The following is a 19,249-nucleotide window of genomic DNA, read 5'->3' as shown; positions in this document are numbered from 1 at the left end:
CTTTTATGATCAAGGCCGCGGGCCTGATGGCGGCCCTGCTGGCCGTTGTCTGGCTGGGGGCCGTGGTTCCGGCCTTGGCCGCCGGTCCGACCTTTCCGCCTCTGAACGGGCGGATCATCGATCACGGCGACCTGGTCTCCGACGCCAAGGAATCGGCGCTGGCCGCCAAGCTGGAGGCGCTTGAACGCGACACGACCGATCAAGTCGTGGTCGTCACCGTGCCCGACCTGCAAGGCTATGAGATCGAGGAATATGGCTATCAGCTCGGCCGCGCCTGGGGCATCGGTCAGGCTGAGAAAAACAACGGCGTCCTGCTCATCGTCGCGCCCCGCGAACGCAAGGTCAGGATCGAGGTCGGCTACGGCCTCGAACCCGTTCTGACCGACGCCTTGTCCGCCTTGATCATCCAGAACGAGATTCTGCCCTCCTTCCGCGAAGGTCATTTCGAGCGCGGCATCGAACAGGGTGTCGACGCCATCGACCGCCAGCTGAGGCTGGACCCGGCCGAGGCGCAGGCCCGCGCCGCGGCGGCCGAACGACCCCGATCCGAGGCGCCGATCGGCGTCGGGGTGGTGATCGCCGTAATCTTCATCCTGATGATCCTGGCCATGATCGGCGGAGGCGGGGGGCGGGGTCGCAGACGGCCCAGCGGCGTCGGTCCCATACTGCTCTGGGCCGCCGCGGAAGCACTGAGAAGCAGCGGCCGTGGCGGCGGCGGTGGATTTGGCGGAGGCGGTGGAGGTTTTAGCGGGGGCGGCGGGAGTTTCGGCGGCGGGGGAGCATCGGGCGGATGGTGATCAAGCTGACTCCCCAGGTTCAGAGCCGCATCGGGGCCGCAATCGCGGCGGCTGAGGCGAAGACTTCTGGCGAAATCTTCTGCGTTCTGGCGCGACAAGTCTCGTCCTATCGCGACATCTCACTCGGTTGGGCGGCGGCCGCGGCTCTGCTGCTGCCGCTGGGCCTGATCCCGTTCGGCTTTGATCCCGCCTGGGTTCCGGGCTTGGGAGACGGTTGGCAGGCCGCCCATCTGTCCTCAACCGATGTGGTGGTAGGCCAGTCGTTGGCCGCCTACGCCCTGATCCAGTCGGCGGTCTTCGTGACCGTCTTCCTGCTGAATTCGATCCCGGGCGTTCGGCGTATCGTCACGCCGCGCAGCGTGCGACGAGCGCGAGTCCGCCGCGCAGCTATGGAGCAGTTTCTGGCCCACGGCCTGCACATGACGCACGAGCGGACCGGCGTGCTGATCTTCGCCGCCCTGTCGGACCATCAAGTCGAGATCGTCGCCGATGAAGGCATCCACAGCAAGGTCGATCAGGCCGTCTGGGCCGACGCCGTCGAGGCGCTGGCCAAAGGCATGAAGAACGGGGATCCGGCCGCCGGCTTCGAAGTTGCGATTGGCCTGTGCGGCGACGTTCTGGCCGAGCATTTTCCCCCGCGACCGGTAAACCCCAATGAGATCGAGGATCGGCTGGTCCTGATCTGAACCGAGGTCGCCCGTCGCCGCTTTGGTGTCGTATTCGCCGTGGTATTGGCCTGACCGCCGCCCGGCCCGTTTCCAGGACGTCATGCCCCGTCTGCTGACCTACAATGTTCACCGCTGCGTCGGCGTCGATCGCAAGCTCGACGTGGCCCGCGTCGTGGGCGTGATCGCCGAGCATGAGCCCGACATCGTCTGCCTGCAGGAGCTGGACGTGGGCCGCGCCCGCACGGGCTATGTCGACCAAGCCCAGGCGATCGCCGATGGCCTGGCCATGAGCTTCCATTTCCACGCCGCAATGCGCGTTGAGGCCGAACAGTACGGCGACGCCGTTCTGACCCTTCGGCCCGAGCGACTGGTAAAGTCCGGACCATTGCCGACGATTCGCGGCGTGCCGGGTCTTGAGCCGCGCGGCGCAATATGGGCGGTGATCGACTTCGACGGCGTCGAACTGAATGTCATCAACACCCACCTGGGCCTTGTACCGCGCGAGCAGCGGTTGCAGGCGGCGGCGTTGGTCGGGCCGGACTGGCTGGGCCATCCGGACTGCGTCGGGCCGACCCTGCTGACCGGCGACTTCAACGCGACCTCGGTCACCCGACCGTATCAGACGCTGGCCCGGCGGCTGGCCGACTGTCAGCGCAGTCTGGGGCTTAAGCCCTCGGTCAAGACGTTTCCGTCCAGCTTTCCGGCCATCCGGATCGACCACTGTTTCACCAGTCCGGAGTTGCTGGTGACGGCGGTGAGGGCGCCCTTCTCTCCCCTTGCCAGGATGGCGTCGGACCATCTTCCGCTGATCATCGATTTCGAGATCAGGGTTCCATAGGCGACGGCAGGGTGCGGTGCGACCGGGTGCGCCGTTTCCACGGACGAAAGGCGTCCCGCGTCGAGGTCGGATCTCCCAGTTGGAACTCGGCGATGATGCGCTCGACCCGCGACGGCGGCTCAGCCCCGAGCACCTTCATTCGACCGTTGTCGAACCGGTGGATCGCCTCCCCAACCGTTCCGGTGATGGCCTCGACCGCGCCGAAGGCCTCGCCGCTGACGCCGATCCAGTGCCCGATGGTGCGCTGGCGGAACCGGCGAACGGCGTCCCGGCCGACGGCGTCCGTCGGCTCAGCGGCGATGTCGCATTCCGTGTCGAAGCCGAACGACCGGTTATTCAGGTTGGTCGAGCCGATGCGCAGCACGGCGTCGTCATAGACCGAGACCTTGGCGTGGACGATGATCCGCTCGCCTTCGCGCGTATGGGGGGTGAAGGCGAAGAAGCGGTTGTGGCGATCGGCCTGTTCCAGCCGAAACAGGATTTCGGAGCGGGCCGTATCCATGGTGATCCGGTCGAACCAGCTGGGACTGGTTCCGGTCGAGACCAACACGATCTCGGGTCCGTCCTCTTCGGTGAGCCGCGCCGCCAGGGCTTCGGCTATGACAGGCGAGGTGAAATACTGGTTCTCCATATAGATCAGCCGTTTCGCGCGCCGGATAGCGTCGAGGTGAAGGGCCTCGTTCTCGCGGACCTCGGCTCGCCCGGCCGCAGCCGGTTCGGTGCGGGCGATGGCCACCGGCGTCTGGTGCAGATCGGGTTCAAGGCCATCAGGCCAAGGGTCGCTGTCAGCCTCGTGGGCGATGGTCCTCTCGCCAGTGGACCGGAACCAGCGTTCCCGGGCGAGGTCGCCCAACGCCCTCGCGGCGGCCCCGTCCATAACCGCCATCACCTCATGACGGGGCGACGGAATCAGGCCGGACGGCTGACAGCGGCGAGGATCGCCATCCAGATGCTCCTCGGAATCCCACCGATCCGTCGAGATGTCTCCGCCGCCGCAGAACGCTAGGGCGTCGTCGATAATGATGACCTTCTGGTGGTGGCAGGCGCCGAACGTCGGCGGCGGATCGAGCCGGAACTCCACCATCCGCTTGCGAAACCAGCCTTGCGCTCTGTGCGGGTAGAAGCCCTGTGACGCGGCGATCAGGAGCGGCGATTTCCAGATCAATAGCCGCACGTCCAGCTCCGGATGGGCTTTCACGAGCATGCGGAGCTGGTGTCCGATCTGGGCCTGATGATCATCATGCGAGCTCTGCGGATCCAGCCGTGTGCGGGGATCGAACTGCCAGCCAAGGATGACGATTGATCGGCGCGCCTTCCTCAGGGCCGAACGCAGGGCGTCAAAATAGGCCGCGTTCTCCATCAGGACCGCGAACCGCTCCGCCGTCTCGACCCGCCAGCAGTTGCGGCCCGGCGTCAGCAGGCTGTGGCTCTGGTCGTGCCCCGGTTCGTTCATGGCGCAGGTCTGGCCGATTCGCGTGACGGCGATGTGTGCGCCCAAGCTCTACAGGACGCGTGCCGGCGACTTCCGTTCCACGTCGATGCGCACCGGGTCAATGGTGACGCTTTGTTCATGTGGGCCCGGATTGTCCGAACGCGGTTTTAAGGGCATAAGAACCGCCGTCAGTCGGGCAAGGGGGATCGGCGATGCAAGCGCTGATCGAGTTCATCGCAGGGTTCGTCGCCATGCTGGCCGCTGCGGCCTTGTCGCAGTTCGGCGTGGACCTCGACGCCCGACAGACGCCCCAGCGGGAAATCCATCGCGTTCGTGATTGCGGCGACAGCCCGTCCGCCGCAGTGCTCGCCGCATCGACCGAGCGCAAACAGGATTGCTGATCCTTGACGGATCGACTGTCTCGAAATCATGCACCCTCGACTTTGCGCGCCGCGATTGACTCGTTAGGGTCAAAACGTCCTATCGCGTGTCAGCTGTCGACGCGCACCGTGACGAGATCGCTGCTCCATGAAATCACCCCGTCACCGGCCCGTGCTGAATTTGACCGAACCCGAATCGGCGGCGTTGGGCGCCGAGCCGTTTCTGGAAACCGCCGATCTCTCACTCCCGGAAAGTGATCCGGTTGCAGCAGTCGATCGCCCAATGTCCGAACGCCGGCGACGCCGGCTCGCTGATGACCAACGCCGCGCGGAGCAAAGGGCGCTGGCTGACGCCGGGCGCGCCGCGCCCACACAGGCCGTTATGCCGGAGGTCGGCGTGTCGGCGGACGCCACGCCGGTCGCATATGTGCCGCCCGCTGCTCCGGTTCGAATCCCGGGTCGCGAGAACCCCGCTCCGTCCGGCCGTCACGCCTATCTGGTCGCCGGCGTCGCCTCGGCGCTGTGGGTGGGCGGCGTGGCCGCGTGGTTGGCGTTCGAGGTGGGTTCAGGGGCCGTCGAACTGGAGCCGCTCAGGCTGGCCGTGTACGCGCTGATCGCGCTGGCCCCGGCCGGCATGGCCATCATGCTGGCCCACGCCGTCCGTCAGGGCGCCGGGCTCGCCGCCGAGACCCGCCGCGCCCGCGAACTGTCCGAGGCACTGATCGCCCCTACCGCCCTCGCGGCCCAGCAGACCGGGGAGGTCCTGCACTCGCTGCGCAACGACATCGACCAGGCGTCGCTGGCGGCCGAGCGCGCCCGCAACGACATGGCCCTGCTACGTGAGGCTCTGTCGCAGGAAACGAACCGGCTGAACGAAGCCGCCGAGACGGCCGGCCGCAGCGCCCATCGCCTCGCCGAACAACTGGGCGACGAGCGTGAAAAGATGCAGGTTCTGGCCACACAGATGGACAGTCAGGCATCCGGCGTGATCGACGCCGTCCAGCGGCAGTCCCGGATGGTGGTCGACGCATCCGACCTGGCCCAGACCCAGCTTCGCGAAGCCGAAGCCGCACTGGCCGCCCGCGCCGCCGACCTGGCCGCCGCCGCCAGCGAGGCGCAGGACGCCGCACGGGTCGCTGCCGACGATCTGGCGCGCCAAACCCTGCGGCTTGAGAATGCGGGATCGGGCGTCGCTGAGCAGATCCAGTCTGTCGAAGAAGGCCTGGGCCAGCAACGCGCCGCCCTGGTCACCGCCGCCTATGCGCTGCGTACGGATCAGGAAGACTTCTCGGCCCAGGTTGAGAGCCAGCGCGCGCAGTTAAGCGAACAGCTCTCGGCGACCCGCACCGCCGCCGGGGAACTCGGTGACACCTCGACCCGGACGACCGAGACCATCAAGGACCTGGTCGAGGCTGCGACCGACCAGTTCAGAGCCCTGGTTGAGATGTCCCAACGCGAAGCTGACGGCTTCGACGCGGCGACGAAATTGGCGCTCGACCGGTTTGAGGCCCTGGCGGCCGAGGCCCGCGACGCTCTGGTCGAGGAGACCCGATCCGCCCTGTCCGCGCTGCAGGCCACGGCCGAGGAATCCCGCGCGGCCGCGACCCATGCGGCTGAACAGGCCCAGGTGCGGGCCGACCGGCTGGGTGAAACGCTGTTCGACGCGGCGCAGAAGGCCGATGAGGCGGCGGACGCCCGCATCGACGCGGCCCGCAAGATTGTCACGGAGACCGGCGGACTGGTCGATGAGGCCGGGGATCGGGCGCTGGAACGCCTTGAAGCGACGGTCGAACGGATGACCGCGGCCCTTGCGCAGATCGACGATACTATCGGCGATCTCGATGAACGCGCCTCCCGCCTGCCCGAAGAAGCCCAGAAACGGGTTGAGGCGGTCCGGGCCTCGGTCGAGGAAGGCTTGGCCGCCCTCGCCGCCGCCTCGCAGAAAGCCGCCGCCGACACAGAGGCGCTGGACGCCGGCTTCCAGGAGCGGGTGCGACGCAACTACGACATGCTGACCGAGGCCGTGCGTCTGATGGGAGTGGTGTCGGGCGACACACCTGCCCTGCGCCGCCGCGAGCCGGTCCCGGCGTCTCAGCCAAGCTCCGCTGAAGCCGACACCGGACGTCCACGCCCCGCCAAGGGGGAAGAGCCGCGCGCCTTTGGACTCCGTGGGCGGTTGAAGCTGGAGCCCATGCCCGGATCGGGCGCGGCCGCGGGCGATCGGCTGGACTGGAACGATCTGATCGATGACGGCCCGGGCGAGGCCCCTCTTGACCTCGATACACCCGTGATGCCGCCCGAGGCGGCCGAGGCGCTGGAGGCGCTGGAGGCGCGGATCACCGCCGCCATCCGGCGCATGGGCGTCGACCCAAACGCCCTGCTGCCCCGCTCCCGGGTCGAGGAGGCGGCGCAAGCGGTGGCCGAGCGCGATCCGGATCGGGCGCGCCAGATCGTACGGCGGGTGGCGCCGGCGGCGGTCCGCAGCGTCTCGCGCCGCGTGCTGACGGACCCCGATCTACGGGCGGACGCCGAGGCCTATGTTCGCGGCTTCTCGCGCGATCTGGCGACCCGCGCCGGGGCCAACGACGGACCCGGAATCCTGGGACGTCTGACATCGGACGGCGGACGGGCGTTCATGCTGCTGGACGCAGCCGTTGGCGATCTCGCCTGACGCATGAATTCTAACCCCGCTGACGTCCCCAAGGGCGATTGCGCCTTGACGCCGGGGTGCGGGTAGCGACACCGTGCCGGTCTGCGTCACACTTCTGTCATATACAGGCCAGTCATGCTTGAGCCCAAGGACGAGGCCGCCCCCGACTTCCGACCGGCGCTCGTCATCTGCGCCTGGGACGTCGAGGAAGCGGGCTGGGATCCGGTCGAGGATCTGTCCGGGGCGCCCTGGAGCCCGATCGGCGCCCGGACACTGGCGGTGGCCGCAGGCGAACCCGAGGCCTTGGCGACCATCCTGTCCGCCCATCTCGACGACCGGTCCTGCCGGGGCCTGCTGCTGGTTGGCCGCACGCGGCGCAGCGACGCCTTCCGGATACAGATCCGGGCGGAAAACCGGTCGCTGGACGGCGGTCGGCTGGACGTCGTCGGGCCGGGAATGGCGCGGGCGACCGCGCCGGTCGCGGACATCGTTCGGGCGCTGAACGAGGCCGGACTGGCCGCCGACGCCAGTTCCGACTCAGAGGAGGATGCGGGCAGCTATCTGCTATACCGCGTCCTTTCCGGCCTGCCGGACGGGCCGGACACGCCGGTGATCGGCCTGTTGCGCGCGCCCGAGCATGAGACTGACGCGGCGGTTCAGCGCGCGGTCAAGGCCGCAGCCCAGGCGATTGCGCTTCACCTGCCGCCCCTGCCCCGCTCCCGCGCCAACTGACCGCGCAATGGGATGGCGGCGAGCAAGCCTGCGCCGGCCAACGCGGCCATGGCCCAGTAGCCGCCCGCCCCGAAGCGGTCGTACAGGGGACCCGACACGGCTGTCGCAAGGCCGATCAACACACCGGCGGACAGGACTGAACTGAGCATCTGCGCCGCCGTATGGGCAACGGGCGGAGTAAGGCGTTCGACCAGTTGGATCCCGGCCAGGAAGGTGGCTGCGAAGGTCAGGGCGTGCAGGGCCTGTAGAGGCCATAGCAGCCAGAGCGGCGGAGCCAGCGCCATGGCGCTCCAGCGCAGGATGGCCGCGGCCGAGCCGACCATCAGCAGGCTCCAGGGCCCGATGCCGACGCGGCGACGCCACGGCTCGAACAGCCACATCAGCGCGATCTCGACCACAACACCGAAGGCCCAGAGTTGGCCGGTCACGGCCTCGCTGATCCCCTGCGCCTTCCAGAGGATGGCGGAGAAGCCGTACTGGAAGGCATGGGCGGCCTGGACCGCGCCGACGGCGAAGATCGTCATCAGGAAGACCGGATCACCCAGCAACCGGCCCAGTCCCCGGAATCGTTCCCGGCCCAGGATCGGCGCGCCATCGGCGACGGGTTCCGGCGGGAGCGCCAGGACGGCGGTGGCGGCGAAGCCAAGCGACGCGACCACGATCCAGATGATGATCCCGTCGACCGGCGTGGCCAGCAGGAGCACGCCCATGCCGATATTGGCGACAACGAAGGCGGCTGAGCCCACCCCTCGGGGAACGGCGAACGTGAAGCCGAGGCGGGAGGCGAGCCGGAGGGACATGACATCCGTCAGGGGCACCAACACCCCCATGGCCGTGGCCCCGATGAACCAGCCGACGGCGCGCAGGGCGAAGCTGTCGGCCAGACCGGCGAACCCGTAGCCCAACGCCATGATCAGTCCCAGCAACGCGATCGGCGTGCGCCTCAGCCGGAAACCGTCGGCCCAGACGGCCAGCAGGGGTCCAGTAATGATTCGCGCCAGCATCGGGGCCGCCAGCACGGTTCCGATCTGGGTTCCGCTCAACCCCTGCGCGCTCAACCACAGGCCTGCAAACGGAAGGCTCACGCCAGTGGCGCCGAAGAGCAACACATACTGCAGGGCCATGCGCTGGGCGGGGTTCATGGTCGGCGGAATAGCAGACGCGGGGCATTCTGTCGGCTAGCGTCTGGTCATGATCGTGTCTCGCAATCTGGCGGCCTTCGCGGCGCTGAACGGAGCGCTCGCCGTCCTGATCGGGGCGTTCGCGGCGCATGGGGCGGGGGCGCAGATCAAGACCCTTCTGACCACCGGAGGTCACTACCAGATGGTCCATGCCGTGCTCGCGCTCGTCTGCGCGGTGTGGCCGGGCCGCAGCCGACTGATCGTGCTCGCCGGATGGCTGGCGGCGGCAGGCGGCATGGTGTTCTCCCTCGCCCTGTCGGCTGTCGGCCTGCTCAGCCTTCCGGCGATGGGCGCGGTCGCCCCGGTTGGGGGCCTGCTGATGATCACATCTTGGCTTTTGCTGCTGTTTGCCGCATTGCCGTCACATTCCACAGCCGACTGACGGCGCGAACAGAGACCGATTTCCAGTATGGCCTTCCCCGTGCCCGACGCTCCCCGCCGCGACCTGTTTCCCGAGATCGAACCCTACGCCACCGGCTTCATGCCGACCGACGGCGTGCATGAGATCTACTACGAAGAATGCGGCAATCCGCAGGGCCTTCCGGTCGTCGTGCTGCACGGCGGCCCCGGCGGCGCGGTCAATCCGGGGATGCGGCGCTATTTCGATCCCGCGAAATACCGGATCGTTCTGTTCGACCAGCGCGGCTGCGGCCAAAGCCGCCCGAACGCGTCCCTGGAGGACAACACCACCTGGACGTTGATCGAGGACATCGAGCGTCTTCGTGAATTGCTCGGCATCGACAAATGGGTCGTGTTCGGCGGCAGTTGGGGCTCGACCCTGTCGATGGCCTACGCAATCACCCATCCGGAGCGGGTCGTCGCCTTGCTGCTGCGGGGCATCTTCCTGCTGACCAAGCCTGAACTGCACTGGTTCTATCAGGACGGGGCGTCGAACATCTTCCCGGACGCCTGGGACAGGTTCCTGGAGCCGATCCCCGAGGACGAGCGCCACGACCTGATGGGGGCCTACTACAAGCGGCTGATCGGCGACGACAAGGCCGAGCGCGAACGCTGCGCCATCGCCTGGTCAAGCTGGGAGGGCGAGACGGTCAGCGTGGAGGGCCCTGACGCCCGGCCGGACAAGTTCGCCGAGCCCGAGTTCGCGGTAGCCTTCGCCCGCATCGAGTCCTGGTACTTCATGAACGGCGGCTTCTTCCCCGAGGAAGGTTGGCTTCTGAAGAACATCAGCCGGATCACACACATCCCGTGCTGGATCGCCCAGGGCCGGTTCGACGTGGTGACGCCGATCACCAGCGCCTGGTCGCTGCACCGCGCCTGGCCCGAGGCGAAGCTCGATATCGTCAAGGACGCGGGCCACGCCTCCAGCGAACCGGGCATCGTCGACAGCCTGGTGCGGGCCACGGATTGGGCTTCGGCGCTCTAGTTTTCAAAGACCGTCTTTGTTGGGCCGCGGCAGCGTTTCTCCCTCCCCTTCATGGGGAGGGTGGTCGCGAAGCGACCGGGTGGGGAGGTGTGAACCCGGTGCGGTCCGTGCGGGACTGGCGTTCCCCACCCGGGCTACGCTGCGCTTCGCCCGTCGTCGGATTGGCTCCGCCAATCCTTCCTCCACTCCCCACTTCGGGGGAGGGAGAACGCAGCCTTCGGCGCCTCTCCGGCCGTGAGGCGGAAAGCATGGGAAGGGCCGGCGGAGCGCCGGGCGCGAAACCCGGAGACCGTGGGAGAGTGTGTTTCGGCTTCGCGACGTCGCTCCGCACGGAATGTCTGACCGGGAGCTGTCGGCCTGAAAGGCAGTGGTCAGCTCCCTCAGGACCAGCGGCGCTGTTGACGCCTTGCCGACATGGCCTCCGGCGGGCGGGTCGGAGCCTTGCGAACAGTTCGTCCGGGCGGCTCCGCCGCCCGTTCCTCCACCCCGGAACGGCGCGGGTTCCCTGCCCATCGCCCTTTCTCGTGGGGCCTACGCTCGCCGCGCGCCGCGCCGTTGCGCCTCAGCTCGCGCGATACGCTCGATGGCGAACGACCCAGAGCCGCAGCGATCGCTCGGATCGTTTCCCCAGCCTCACGACGCCGGGCAATCTCGCACCGGTCCTCAAGCGTGAACTGCTCATAGGCTTGTCCCATCGCAACACCTCGGACAAAGAGTGTTGCACTTCGTTTGTGAACTCAGCGAACCCAGCGGCGCCGAAGGCGAGTGGGTGGACATAGCCGTGCTCCGGAAAGGTTCGCGCTATCGCGCGCCGCTGGGTTCCGGGTCTCGCTACGCTCGCCCGGAATGACGATAGCAGTGTGGCGCTTATTTCGGGCTGGTCTTCTTGACCAGTTCGGACAGTTGAAAACCGATGCGGCGGGCTTCGCGTTCCTCGGGCTTCTTGCGGGCGTCGAGCAGGACGTTGATCTGGCCGTAGTGCTGGATCAGGCGCACCGGCTTGCCGTCGGAGTTCTTGCCCAGGAACATGATGAAGTCCGGCCCCCAGAAGCCAAGGTCCTCAATCGACATGGTGCCATCGCCGGGCAGGCCGACGATGCGGGCGCCAATCTCGTCGTCCTTGTCGAGCCCCTTTTCGAAATCCTCGATCAATTTGGACAGGCGGACGAAGGCCCATTCGGCCGGGTTTTCGCGCATCTGCACGCCGTCCATGAGGGCAGCAGCGCGTTCCGGCGTCGTCGTGGGCAGACCCGGCTTCGGACAGGGCTTGTCGCCCCAGTCGGGAACAAAGGCCGGCGGGGCGGCGGGCTTGGTCGGTTTGGGTTTGGCGGTCATGCGCGCATCGTAACTCTCCCTCCCCTTCATGGGGAGGGTGGTCGCGTAGCGACCAGGTGGGGAATCGCGAAGCCGGGCGCCGACAGTGCGGGACTGGCGTTCCCCACCCGGGCTCCGCTGCGCTTCGCCGTCCCTCCCCACTCCGGGGGAGGGAGAATCCGGGCCGCTCCTAGAACAGCCCATGCCCCTTCGGCAGTTCCGCATAGCGATGGACGCGGGTGGACAGGATCAGGCCAAAACCAAACATCACGGTCATCATGGATGATCCGCCGTGGGACAGCAGGGGCATCGGCACGCCGACGACCGGCGCCAGACCCATCACCATTGCGCCGTTGATCAGCACGAACAGGGCGAAGAAGGAGGTCATCCCGGCGGCGGCGATACGGCCGAAATGGCTGTGGGCCAGGGAGGCGATGCGCAGGGCGATCAGAATGATGGCGATGTAGCAGGCGAGCACGGCGAACGAGCCGACAAAGCCGAATTCCTCCGCCACCGTGGAGAAGATGAAGTCCGTATGCCTCTCCGGCAGGAACTCCAGCTGGCTCTGGCTGCCGAGGCCATAACCCCTTCCGAGTACACCGCCCGATCCCAGGGCGATCTTCGACTGGATGATATTGTAGCCCGTGCCCGACGGATCTGATTCCGGGCTGAGGAAGGTCAGGACGCGATTGCGCTGGTATGCCTTCATGCCGAACATGACGAAGGGCGGGATGATAGCGACGGCGGCGATAGCCCCCGCGGCGATGACCCGCCAGCTGAGACCCGCCACAACCATGATCGCCAAGCCCGTCAGGCCGATGACCATGGCCGATCCCAGATCGGGCTGTTTGGCCACCAGAATGAACGGGACGCCGATCATGGCGGCCGGGATCAGCAGCTTCCAGGACCAGCGGGCCTCCTGGGCGGTATGACTGTGATACCAGCGCGCCAAGGCCAGAACCAGGCCGAGCTTGACGAACTCGGCAGGCTGGATGCGGATGAAGCCGAGGTTGAGCCAGTTCCTGGCCCCGCCGGCCACATAGCCGAGGGGGGTGAACTCGATCATCAGAACCAGCACAAGCAGGAAGGCGTAGAGCGGATAGGCTCCGCGGAACCACCATTTCGGATGCACCATGGCCAGCACCAACATCATCACAAGCAAAGCGCCGAAGCGGATGGCGTGATTGAGCGCCCAGGGCCGCCACTCGCCGCCCGCGATCGAATAGAGCATGGCGGTGCCGACAAAGGCGATGACGCACAGCAGGCCGATGAGCCGCCAGTCCAGTTCCGTGATCTTGGTCGAGAGCCGGTCGCGCTCTCCGGGACGGGTCAGGGCGGAGGCGGTCATCGCGGCGGCTCCGACAGATAGGGGCGCGGTCCGCTGGTCGCGGAGCGGACGCGGCCACGCGCCGGCGGCTCAGAGGCGACCGGAGGCGCCACGACGCCGTCCGGATCCTCCGGGGCCACGCCGAACGTCTCTTCCTCGGCCTCGGACGCCTGGGGCGCGGGCGGGGGCGGGCGCTGGATGCGCTCCAGCAGCTCGGGATCCTTGAGCAGGGCGGTCCGCATGATTTCGCGGGCGCGGGGCGCGGCCGCGGTGGAGCCCGCGAGACCGCCGTGCTCGACGATCACCGCAATACCGTATCGCGGCTCATCGACGGGGGCGAAGGCGACGAACAGGTTATGGTCCTTCAGCGCCCAGCCGACGCTGGAGCTCTTGCGCGACGCGCGCCGGTCGTAGCTCGAAATCTGGGCCGTGCCGGTCTTGCCCGCCATCTGGATGTCGCCGAGCCCGAGCTGGCTCTGCCGATAGGCGCCGCCGGTGACGTCGTTGGCCACCGCGACCATGCCCTGGCGGACGATCTCGAGATGCTCGCGTGAGAACGGAAGGTCGGGGACGTCGGCGCCCGACGGCCGGTCGACCCCGCCCACCGACCGGATAAGCCGGGGAACGATGGCCTTCCGCGCATTGGCGAAGCGGGACACCATGACGGCCAGCTGCAATGCGGTGACGTTGACGTCTCCCTGCCCGATCGCGACCGACAGGGTTTCGCCCGGAAACCACACACGTGACTCCGGGTTGGGGTTGTTCCGATTGTAGTTGGCCTTCCAGGCCCGGCTGGGGATCGTTCCCGCCTTCTGGTTGCCGACCCCGATATCGTAGGTCTGCATGAAACCAATCTTCTTCGCGACTTCCTGGATCTTGTCCACGCCCGCCCGGTTGCACATAGCGTAGTAATAGACGTCGCACGAATTCTTGATGGCGTCGTGCATGTTCTGGGGACCATGTCCGCCCGGCTTCCAACAGCGGAAGGTACGGGAGCCGAAGCGGTAGCCGCCGGTGCACAGGACCCGTTCTTCCGGATTCACGCCAGCTTCGAGTATGGCGAGCGACGTCGTCAGCTTGAACGTCGATCCGGGGTGGAAGACGCCGTTGATCGCCTTATCGAGCAGCGGCTTGCGCTCATAGTCGCGCAGGGCGTTGTAGATGTGCGAAGGCACGCCGCCGACGAACAGATTGGGGTCGAACGACGGCGCAGACACCATGCACAGGATGTCGCCGTTGCGGATGTCCATCACGACGCAGCCGCCGGATTCCTCGCCGAAGACCTCGAGGGCGCGGTTCTGAACGTCCGCGTCGAGGGTCAGGACGACGTCCTTGCCGGGCTCCGCCGGTCTCGATCCGCCGATATCCTCGGCCACCACCCTGCCCCGCGCGTCGACCTCGACGCGAGTACCGCCGGCCTCGCCGCGCAGGTCGGTGTCGAATGATTTCTCGACGCCCTGACGGCCGATGCGGAAACCGGGATTGTAGAGGATTTCCGGAACCTGCTCTCCGCGGTCCTCAATGGCCTTGATGTCGCGGTCGTTGGGCTTGGCGACATAGCCGATGACGTGGGCGAAGGCGCCGCCGAACGGGTAGTAGCGGGCCTCGTTCATGTCGGCCATGACGCCCGGAAGCTCATTGGCGTACAGGTTGACGCGGGCGAACTCCTCCCACGTCAGGTCGCTCTTGACCGGGACCGGCGAAAAGCGCGGAGCGGCGTTGACCTCGCGGATGATGGACCGGCGCCGGTCCATGGTGTCAGGCAGCAGCCGGCCCAGAAGGTCGAGGGTCTGATCGAGATCCTTGGTCTCGTCGCGAACGACAAGAACCCGGAAGCTGGGACGGTTGCCCGCGATGACCACGCCACCCCGGTCGAGGATGCGGCCGCGGGGCGGCGGCACGAGGCGGAAGTTGAACTGGTTGTTCGACGCCATGGTGGCGTACTGACCGGCCTGAATGATCTGAAGCTGGGCCAGACGGGCGGTCAGGGCCAGGCCGCCCAGAGTGGTCAGGCCGCCGAGCACGAAGGTGCGACGCAGGAATGAGCCCTGACGCTCATTGACGTCCGAAAAGAAGATGGAGGGTTCCGAACTCATCCTCCTTCGCTCCCTGCGGGAGCTTCAGAGGACAGGTCCGATCCTGCGAAGCCTTGGCGAAGCAGGAAGCCTTGGCGGAGCACGATCATCGGAACCTCACGTCGCCGTCCTCGAACCGCTCAATCATCTGGTTGGCGAACGGGAACAGCAGCAGGGTCGGTACGATCTGGCCGATCAGGGCGAGGATGCTGGGCGGGTTGTGGGCGATCAGGGTGACGACGAGGTACGCCATCAGGAAGGCCAAGGTGCAGCAGGCGGCATACCAGACGAACAGGACGGCCGTGTCCTGACCGATCAGGAAGCTGCGCGAGGCCAGGACCACCGCATAGATGGCCAGCAGGGCCAGGGCCCACAGGCCGAGCGGACCGTAGGTCAGGACGTCGAGGATCAATCCCAGCAGGGTCAGCACCAGCGGCGCCGTCACCGAGGGGCGGATCAACGGCCAGGAAAAAGCCAGCACCATGGGAATGACCGGCTCGGGCAGATTCAAGCCGAACATCTCGACCGGCGTGGCCAGAAGGATGGTGACGGCGACCGTTACCAGGGCCGGAATGACAATCCACTGCACCGGTCCGATGACGCGGACCGCGACCGGGCGTCTCATTCGGTCCCTCCGGCGGGCGGGACGGCGGGCCGCGACGACGGCGCTGCGCCGGCGGGCGCAGGGGTGGCGGGCGCGGGGACCGCGGGCCGTGGGCGGGCGGCTGCGGCGGCCGTGGCGGCGGCGGTGTCGGACCGCCTCCGCTCGGCTTGCGCGCGGGCCGCATCACGGCGGGCGGCGGAGTCGGTGATGACGGCGGCTTGTTCGGGGGTCGCCTCGGACAGGGTGCCGAGCGCCGTCAGCGGCGGTGCGTTCAAATCCTCGGCGCCGACCAGCTGGCCGAAATCCTCGAACAGCATGACGCGGACGAAGTCGATGGCGCCGCGGTCGCTGAACAGCTTGACCCGCCAACTGCCGTCGATGCCCTTGGCGGCGATGCCGATGGGGACGCCGCGCGGAAGGCCGCCGCCGTCGCCGGACGACAGGATCCGGTCGCCGACCTGGACCGAACCCACGCCGCGCATGAACTCGAGCCGCGGATTGTCGCTGCCGTCGCCCTTGAGGATGGCGCGGGCGTCGGTGCGATCGACCAGCACCGGAATCTGGCTGGCCACGTCAGTGACCAGCAGCATGCGGCTGATGCCCGGAGACGTGCCGACGATACGGCCGACCAGACCGTGCTCATTGATGACCGGATTGCCGACCTTGACGCCCTTTGCCGACCCCGCGTCGATCAGCCGGGCCTTGGAGAAGGGACCCCGCGCGTCGAGGATCGATCGGGCGGTCTGCATGGCCACCGGCGGTTCGGGCCGGATGCCCAGCATGGCCTCATAGCGGGCGTTGACGTTCTTGAGGGCGATGGCCTGGTCGCGCCACGGCTGCAACTCAGCCAGTTCGCGCCTGAGCCGGCGGTTTTCCGATACGGCGAAGAAATAACCGCCCACATAGTCCGAGGCATGGCCGAACCAGCGCACCGGGGCCGCGAAAACGCCGCCGACCGGGCCGGCGGCCGCTTCCACGCCGGAGCGAACGGGCTGATAGGGCGAGGTCTGGGCGCGGGCGTCGCTGATCAGCAGCAGGACGCAACCGATGGCGGCGAGCACGACTGTGACGGCCGCGGTCCAGACCAGCGGCACCTTGATGTTTTCGAACGGTCCGTCGCGAAACGCCACGGCGCGCCTTCCTCAGAAAAGGGAATCAGCGGGACGCCCCCCGCGGATTCTCACAGCCTATCGCAAAATCCGGGCCACAAGGGAACCGGTTCAAAGCCTGTGATGACAGGGATTTGAGGCTTAGTTTCGACTGGCGGCCTAAAGGGCCGAGTCAAGCACGCCCTTCATCCAGCGCGGGTGCTCGAGCACCCGGCCGCAGCCGATGGCCACGCACGACAGGGGATCGTCGGCGACGGACACCGGCAGGCCCGTGTGGTCGCGGATTTCGGCGTCCAGACCGCGCAGCAACGCGCCGCCGCCGGTCAGCATGATGCCCTTGTCGGCGATGTCGGCGGCCAGTTCGGGCGGGGTCGCCTCCAGGGCGACCTTCACGGCCTCGACGATCTGCGAGACGGGCTCGGCCAGGGCCTCGGCCGCCTGACGTTCCGAGATGCGGACCTCGCGGGGCACGCCCTGCATCAGGTCGCGGCCCTTGACGTCGATCGACAGGCCTTCGCCGTCGGCCGGAATGCGGGCCGTGCCGATATCCTTCTTGATACGCTCTGCAGTGGTCTCGCCGATCAGCAGGTTATGGTTGCGGCGCATATAGCTGATGATCGCCTCGTCCATCTTGTCGCCGCCGACACGGACCGAACGCGAATAGACGATGCCCGACAGGGACAGCACGGCCACCTCGGTGGTGCCGCCGCCGATGTCGACGACCATGGAGCCGGTCGGCTCATGGATCGGCAGGCCGGCGCCGATCGCGGCGGCCATGGGCTCGTCGATCAGGCCGACGCGGCGGGCCGAGGCGTTGAGGCAGGAATCGTTGATGGCGCGACGTTCGACGGCGGTGGCGCCCGACGGCACGCAGACGATGACCTTGGGGTTCACGAAGCCCTTGCGGTTATGAACCTTGCGGATGAAGTGTTTGATCATCTCCTCTGCGACTTCGAAGTCGGCGATGACCCCGTCGCGCATCGGACGGATGGCTTCCATGTGGCCCGGGGTGCGGCCCAGCATCTGCTTGGCCTCTATGCCGACGGCGTGGACGATCTTCCGACCACCGACGTTCCGAAGGGCGACCACGGACGGTTCGTTCAGCACGATGCCCTTGCCCTTCATGTAGATGAGGGTGTTGGCGGTGCCGAGATCGATGGCGATGTCGTTGGAGATCGCGCCGAAAATGCTGGAGAACATGGGTCCGGGATACCGTTCGTTCGGGCCTGAAGGGGGCTTGCGTCAGTCTCGATCCGCTTCGGCGACGCCCCGGCGCCGCGCATCCCCACGCATTGCCTCCTGATCGTTATCGCCTGACCGACCTTACGGTTCGTTTGCCCGTGTGTGACGGCGAATACAAGCCCTCGCAAGCGTCGCTGTCGAAGCCGTGACCGGCGCTCACGCCGCCGTTTCGACTTGCCCCCCGCGGCGGGCGGCGGCCTCGGCGGCGGGGTACAGGCTGTCTTCCTCCATCTCGACCCGGACGGACAGCGCACGCATCAGCCTGCGCGTCGCCACGGAGAAGCGCCCGGGGTCGGCGAGCATGGCCCTCACGGTCCAGTGATTGCGGTACTGCACCCAGATGCCGAGCATTCCCCCGATGCAATCGAAAGCCTCGGCCCCCAGGATGCGAAGGCCCTTGTCCCGCGCGTTCATCAGCAGGGGATAGAGTTCCGCATCCTCAGTGGTCAGGTGTGCGACCAGCTCAAGATCGATTTCCGTAATCAGGGCGCGCGCCTCAAGGGCGTCCTCACGCGTTCTGATGAGCCGGCAAAGGCCCCCGAGAACCGCAGCCTTGTCGATGATCGACCGGTGTTCACGCTTCAGTGCCCGGATGTCCAATACGCGACCCCTCAACGACTGAGCGCACCGTCCGGCCCGCGGCGTTAAAGTTGACTTAAGGGAAGACTCTGGCCGCCTGTTATTCGTCGCCGCCGGACGCGGCTTCGCGCCGTTTGACCAGCTCTCGGACGCCCAGCATCAGGCCCAGCCAGACCACAGCCACCCCGGCGAGGATCAGCGAGGTCCAGACGCCGTCGCCGCTGACCGCCGAGACCACCGCCCCGCCGAAGAAGGCCACCAGGGCGGTCTTGGGCAGGACGCCGAGGGCGCAGCCGGCGAGGAAACGCCAGAACGACGCCCGCGCGGCCCCGAAGGCCATGTTGACGACGATGAAGGGCGCCGAGGGCACGTTGCGGATCATGAAGCTGGCGTAGAAGGCGTTCTTGCCGACGAAGCCCTTTAGCCGGCCCATGGTGCGGCCGCCGAACCGGTCGACCAGCCGCGCCGTCGGTCCCCGCCCCAGCCAGTAGGTGACGCCCGCCGAGGCCACGGTCGCGGCCCAGCTGTAGGCGAACCCCAGCGACGGCCCGAAGGCGACGACGCAGGCCGCGATCAGGATGAACTGCGGCACGCCGATGAAGGCGGCGGCGATAAACAGGCCGATGGTGGCGGCGAACGCCCAGGGGCTGCCGCGATAGCCCTGCAGCCAGGCCTCGAGGTTCTCCTCGGCCGCCAGACCCAGCTGGCTCTTGCCGACGGCCAGCAGCCCGAGGGTCGCGCCGAGCAACAGCGCCGTCGCCAGGGCGGCCCGCCAGCGGCGGCCTTCCATGTTGAGGACGAAGTCGAGGAAGCGGCGCATGGGTCGGGATTAGCAGGCGTCGCGAGCCGGAGCGAGGGTCAAGCTATGCGGGAGCCGGCAGCAGGTAGTACTCGATTCAAGCTGGGGCCGAACATATCCGCCGCTCGGGCATTCTCC

19 protein-coding genes are annotated in these 19,249 nt (G+C 67.5%); 8 read left to right on the top strand and 11 right to left on the bottom strand.

Going from position 1 to position 19,249, the window contains the following annotated elements; translation table 11 throughout:
- The first annotated feature begins 5 nt into the window (after window positions 1-5).
- From Q8K49_RS10260 to Q8K49_RS10250, 3 genes are all read left to right on the top strand, one after another.
- Window positions 6-797, top strand: a complete 792-nt coding sequence (locus Q8K49_RS10260) for a YgcG family protein (protein WP_305305805.1) — start codon at window positions 6-8, stop codon at window positions 795-797.
- Window positions 791-1,483 (top strand): TPM domain-containing protein, encoded by a 693-nt coding sequence (locus Q8K49_RS10255; protein ID WP_305305804.1) that lies wholly within the window; start codon window positions 791-793, stop codon window positions 1,481-1,483. The genes Q8K49_RS10260 and Q8K49_RS10255 overlap by 7 nt, the downstream gene beginning before the upstream one ends.
- Window positions 1,484-1,565: 82 nt before the next feature.
- Window positions 1,566-2,303 (top strand): endonuclease/exonuclease/phosphatase family protein, encoded by a 738-nt coding sequence (locus tag Q8K49_RS10250; protein ID WP_305305802.1) that lies wholly within the window; start codon window positions 1,566-1,568, stop codon window positions 2,301-2,303.
- Here the strand turns inward: Q8K49_RS10250 and Q8K49_RS10245 are convergent.
- On the bottom strand, window positions 2,290-3,756 hold the full coding sequence (locus Q8K49_RS10245; RefSeq protein ID WP_305305800.1) for a phospholipase D-like domain-containing protein: 1,467 nt from the start codon (window positions 3,754-3,756) through the stop codon (window positions 2,290-2,292). The two genes, Q8K49_RS10250 and Q8K49_RS10245, sit on opposite strands and share 14 nt — an antisense overlap.
- 191 nt (window positions 3,757-3,947) lie before the next feature.
- Here Q8K49_RS10245 and Q8K49_RS10240 point away from each other — a divergent pair, with 191 nt between their 5' ends.
- The 3 genes from Q8K49_RS10240 (at window position 3,948) to Q8K49_RS10230 (ending at window position 7,497) form a co-directional block, all read left to right on the top strand.
- Window positions 3,948-4,136, top strand: a complete 189-nt coding sequence (locus Q8K49_RS10240; RefSeq protein WP_305305798.1) for a hypothetical protein — start codon at window positions 3,948-3,950, stop codon at window positions 4,134-4,136.
- A 127-nt stretch (window positions 4,137-4,263) separates the two neighbouring features.
- Window positions 4,264-6,786, top strand: a complete 2,523-nt coding sequence (locus Q8K49_RS10235) for a tipN (protein ID WP_305305796.1) — start codon at window positions 4,264-4,266, stop codon at window positions 6,784-6,786.
- Window positions 6,787-6,900: 114 nt separating this feature from the next.
- Window positions 6,901-7,497, top strand: a complete 597-nt coding sequence (locus Q8K49_RS10230; RefSeq protein WP_305305795.1) for a hypothetical protein — start codon at window positions 6,901-6,903, stop codon at window positions 7,495-7,497.
- Here Q8K49_RS10230 and Q8K49_RS10225 read toward each other — a convergent pair.
- Window positions 7,461-8,639: an MFS transporter gene (locus Q8K49_RS10225; RefSeq protein ID WP_305305794.1), complete on the bottom strand. Its 1,179-nt coding sequence runs from the start codon at window positions 8,637-8,639 to the stop codon at window positions 7,461-7,463. The two genes, Q8K49_RS10230 and Q8K49_RS10225, sit on opposite strands and share 37 nt — an antisense overlap.
- A 49-nt stretch (window positions 8,640-8,688) precedes the next feature.
- Here Q8K49_RS10225 and Q8K49_RS10220 point away from each other — a divergent pair, with 49 nt between their 5' ends.
- The gene (locus Q8K49_RS10220; RefSeq protein ID WP_305305792.1) at window positions 8,689-9,060 is read left to right on the top strand and encodes a DUF423 domain-containing protein; all 372 of its coding nucleotides are present in this window, start codon (window positions 8,689-8,691) and stop codon (window positions 9,058-9,060) included.
- Between the two features lie 27 nt (window positions 9,061-9,087).
- Window positions 9,088-10,062, top strand: a complete 975-nt coding sequence (gene pip, locus Q8K49_RS10215) for a prolyl aminopeptidase (RefSeq protein ID WP_305305790.1) — start codon at window positions 9,088-9,090, stop codon at window positions 10,060-10,062.
- A 380-nt stretch (window positions 10,063-10,442) separates the two neighbouring features.
- Here pip and Q8K49_RS14875 read toward each other — a convergent pair whose 3' ends face one another.
- The 9 genes from Q8K49_RS14875 to Q8K49_RS10175 form a co-directional block, all read right to left on the bottom strand.
- Window positions 10,443-10,757, bottom strand: coding sequence for a helix-turn-helix domain-containing protein (locus tag Q8K49_RS14875; RefSeq protein WP_370867768.1), 315 nt, complete (start codon window positions 10,755-10,757; stop codon window positions 10,443-10,445).
- 172 nt (window positions 10,758-10,929) lie between these two features.
- Window positions 10,930-11,397: a DUF6173 family protein gene (locus Q8K49_RS10210; protein WP_305305788.1), complete on the bottom strand. Its 468-nt coding sequence runs from the start codon at window positions 11,395-11,397 to the stop codon at window positions 10,930-10,932.
- A gap of 169 nt (window positions 11,398-11,566) precedes the next feature.
- Window positions 11,567-12,724, bottom strand: a complete 1,158-nt coding sequence (gene rodA, locus Q8K49_RS10205) for a rod shape-determining protein RodA (protein WP_305305787.1) — start codon at window positions 12,722-12,724, stop codon at window positions 11,567-11,569.
- Window positions 12,721-14,799: a penicillin-binding protein 2 gene (mrdA, locus tag Q8K49_RS10200; protein ID WP_305305785.1), complete on the bottom strand. Its 2,079-nt coding sequence runs from the start codon at window positions 14,797-14,799 to the stop codon at window positions 12,721-12,723. Before mrdA ends, rodA begins: the two co-directional genes overlap by 4 nt.
- Window positions 14,800-14,884: 85 nt before the next feature.
- On the bottom strand, window positions 14,885-15,403 hold the full coding sequence (locus tag Q8K49_RS10195; RefSeq protein WP_305305784.1) for a hypothetical protein: 519 nt from the start codon (window positions 15,401-15,403) through the stop codon (window positions 14,885-14,887).
- The gene (mreC, locus tag Q8K49_RS10190; protein WP_305305783.1) at window positions 15,400-16,512 is read right to left on the bottom strand and encodes a rod shape-determining protein MreC; all 1,113 of its coding nucleotides are present in this window, start codon (window positions 16,510-16,512) and stop codon (window positions 15,400-15,402) included. The genes Q8K49_RS10195 and mreC overlap by 4 nt, the downstream gene beginning before the upstream one ends.
- 138 nt (window positions 16,513-16,650) lie before the next feature.
- Entirely contained in the window at window positions 16,651-17,691 is a 1,041-nt protein-coding gene (locus tag Q8K49_RS10185; protein WP_284222611.1) for a rod shape-determining protein, read from the bottom strand.
- Window positions 17,692-17,889: 198 nt separating this feature from the next.
- Entirely contained in the window at window positions 17,890-18,333 is a 444-nt protein-coding gene (locus Q8K49_RS10180; RefSeq protein WP_305305781.1) for a hemerythrin domain-containing protein, read from the bottom strand.
- A gap of 79 nt (window positions 18,334-18,412) precedes the next feature.
- Window positions 18,413-19,132, bottom strand: coding sequence for a TVP38/TMEM64 family protein (locus tag Q8K49_RS10175; RefSeq protein ID WP_305305779.1), 720 nt, complete (start codon window positions 19,130-19,132; stop codon window positions 18,413-18,415).
- Window positions 19,133-19,249 lie beyond the last annotated feature (117 nt).

The sequence above is a fragment of the Brevundimonas sp. genome (genome assembly GCF_030682035.1).
Lineage (GTDB): Bacteria > Pseudomonadota > Alphaproteobacteria > Caulobacterales > Caulobacteraceae > Brevundimonas.
Note: the sequence above shows the minus strand (reverse complement) of the source record. Positions and strands in the feature narration are given on the sequence as shown.

Coding starts and splice junctions, on each gene's coding strand:
- Q8K49_RS10260 (WP_305305805.1), top strand. CDS start 6: ATGATCAAGGCCGCGGGCCTGATGGCGGCCCTGCTGGCCGTTGTCTGG.
- Q8K49_RS10255 (WP_305305804.1), top strand. CDS start 791: ATGGTGATCAAGCTGACTCCCCAGGTTCAGAGCCGCATCGGGGCCGCA.
- Q8K49_RS10250 (WP_305305802.1), top strand. CDS start 1,566: ATGCCCCGTCTGCTGACCTACAATGTTCACCGCTGCGTCGGCGTCGAT.
- Q8K49_RS10245 (WP_305305800.1), bottom strand. CDS start 3,756: ATGAACGAACCGGGGCACGACCAGAGCCACAGCCTGCTGACGCCGGGC.
- Q8K49_RS10240 (WP_305305798.1), top strand. CDS start 3,948: ATGCAAGCGCTGATCGAGTTCATCGCAGGGTTCGTCGCCATGCTGGCC.
- Q8K49_RS10235 (WP_305305796.1), top strand. CDS start 4,264: ATGAAATCACCCCGTCACCGGCCCGTGCTGAATTTGACCGAACCCGAA.
- Q8K49_RS10230 (WP_305305795.1), top strand. CDS start 6,901: ATGCTTGAGCCCAAGGACGAGGCCGCCCCCGACTTCCGACCGGCGCTC.
- Q8K49_RS10225 (WP_305305794.1), bottom strand. CDS start 8,639: ATGAACCCCGCCCAGCGCATGGCCCTGCAGTATGTGTTGCTCTTCGGC.
- Q8K49_RS10220 (WP_305305792.1), top strand. CDS start 8,689: ATGATCGTGTCTCGCAATCTGGCGGCCTTCGCGGCGCTGAACGGAGCG.
- pip (WP_305305790.1), top strand. CDS start 9,088: ATGGCCTTCCCCGTGCCCGACGCTCCCCGCCGCGACCTGTTTCCCGAG.
- Q8K49_RS14875 (WP_370867768.1), bottom strand. CDS start 10,757: ATGGGACAAGCCTATGAGCAGTTCACGCTTGAGGACCGGTGCGAGATT.
- Q8K49_RS10210 (WP_305305788.1), bottom strand. CDS start 11,397: ATGACCGCCAAACCCAAACCGACCAAGCCCGCCGCCCCGCCGGCCTTT.
- rodA (WP_305305787.1), bottom strand. CDS start 12,724: ATGACCGCCTCCGCCCTGACCCGTCCCGGAGAGCGCGACCGGCTCTCG.
- mrdA (WP_305305785.1), bottom strand. CDS start 14,799: ATGAGTTCGGAACCCTCCATCTTCTTTTCGGACGTCAATGAGCGTCAG.
- Q8K49_RS10195 (WP_305305784.1), bottom strand. CDS start 15,403: ATGAGACGCCCGGTCGCGGTCCGCGTCATCGGACCGGTGCAGTGGATT.
- Q8K49_RS10185 (WP_284222611.1), bottom strand. CDS start 17,691: ATGTTCTCCAGCATTTTCGGCGCGATCTCCAACGACATCGCCATCGAT.
- Q8K49_RS10175 (WP_305305779.1), bottom strand. CDS start 19,132: ATGCGCCGCTTCCTCGACTTCGTCCTCAACATGGAAGGCCGCCGCTGG.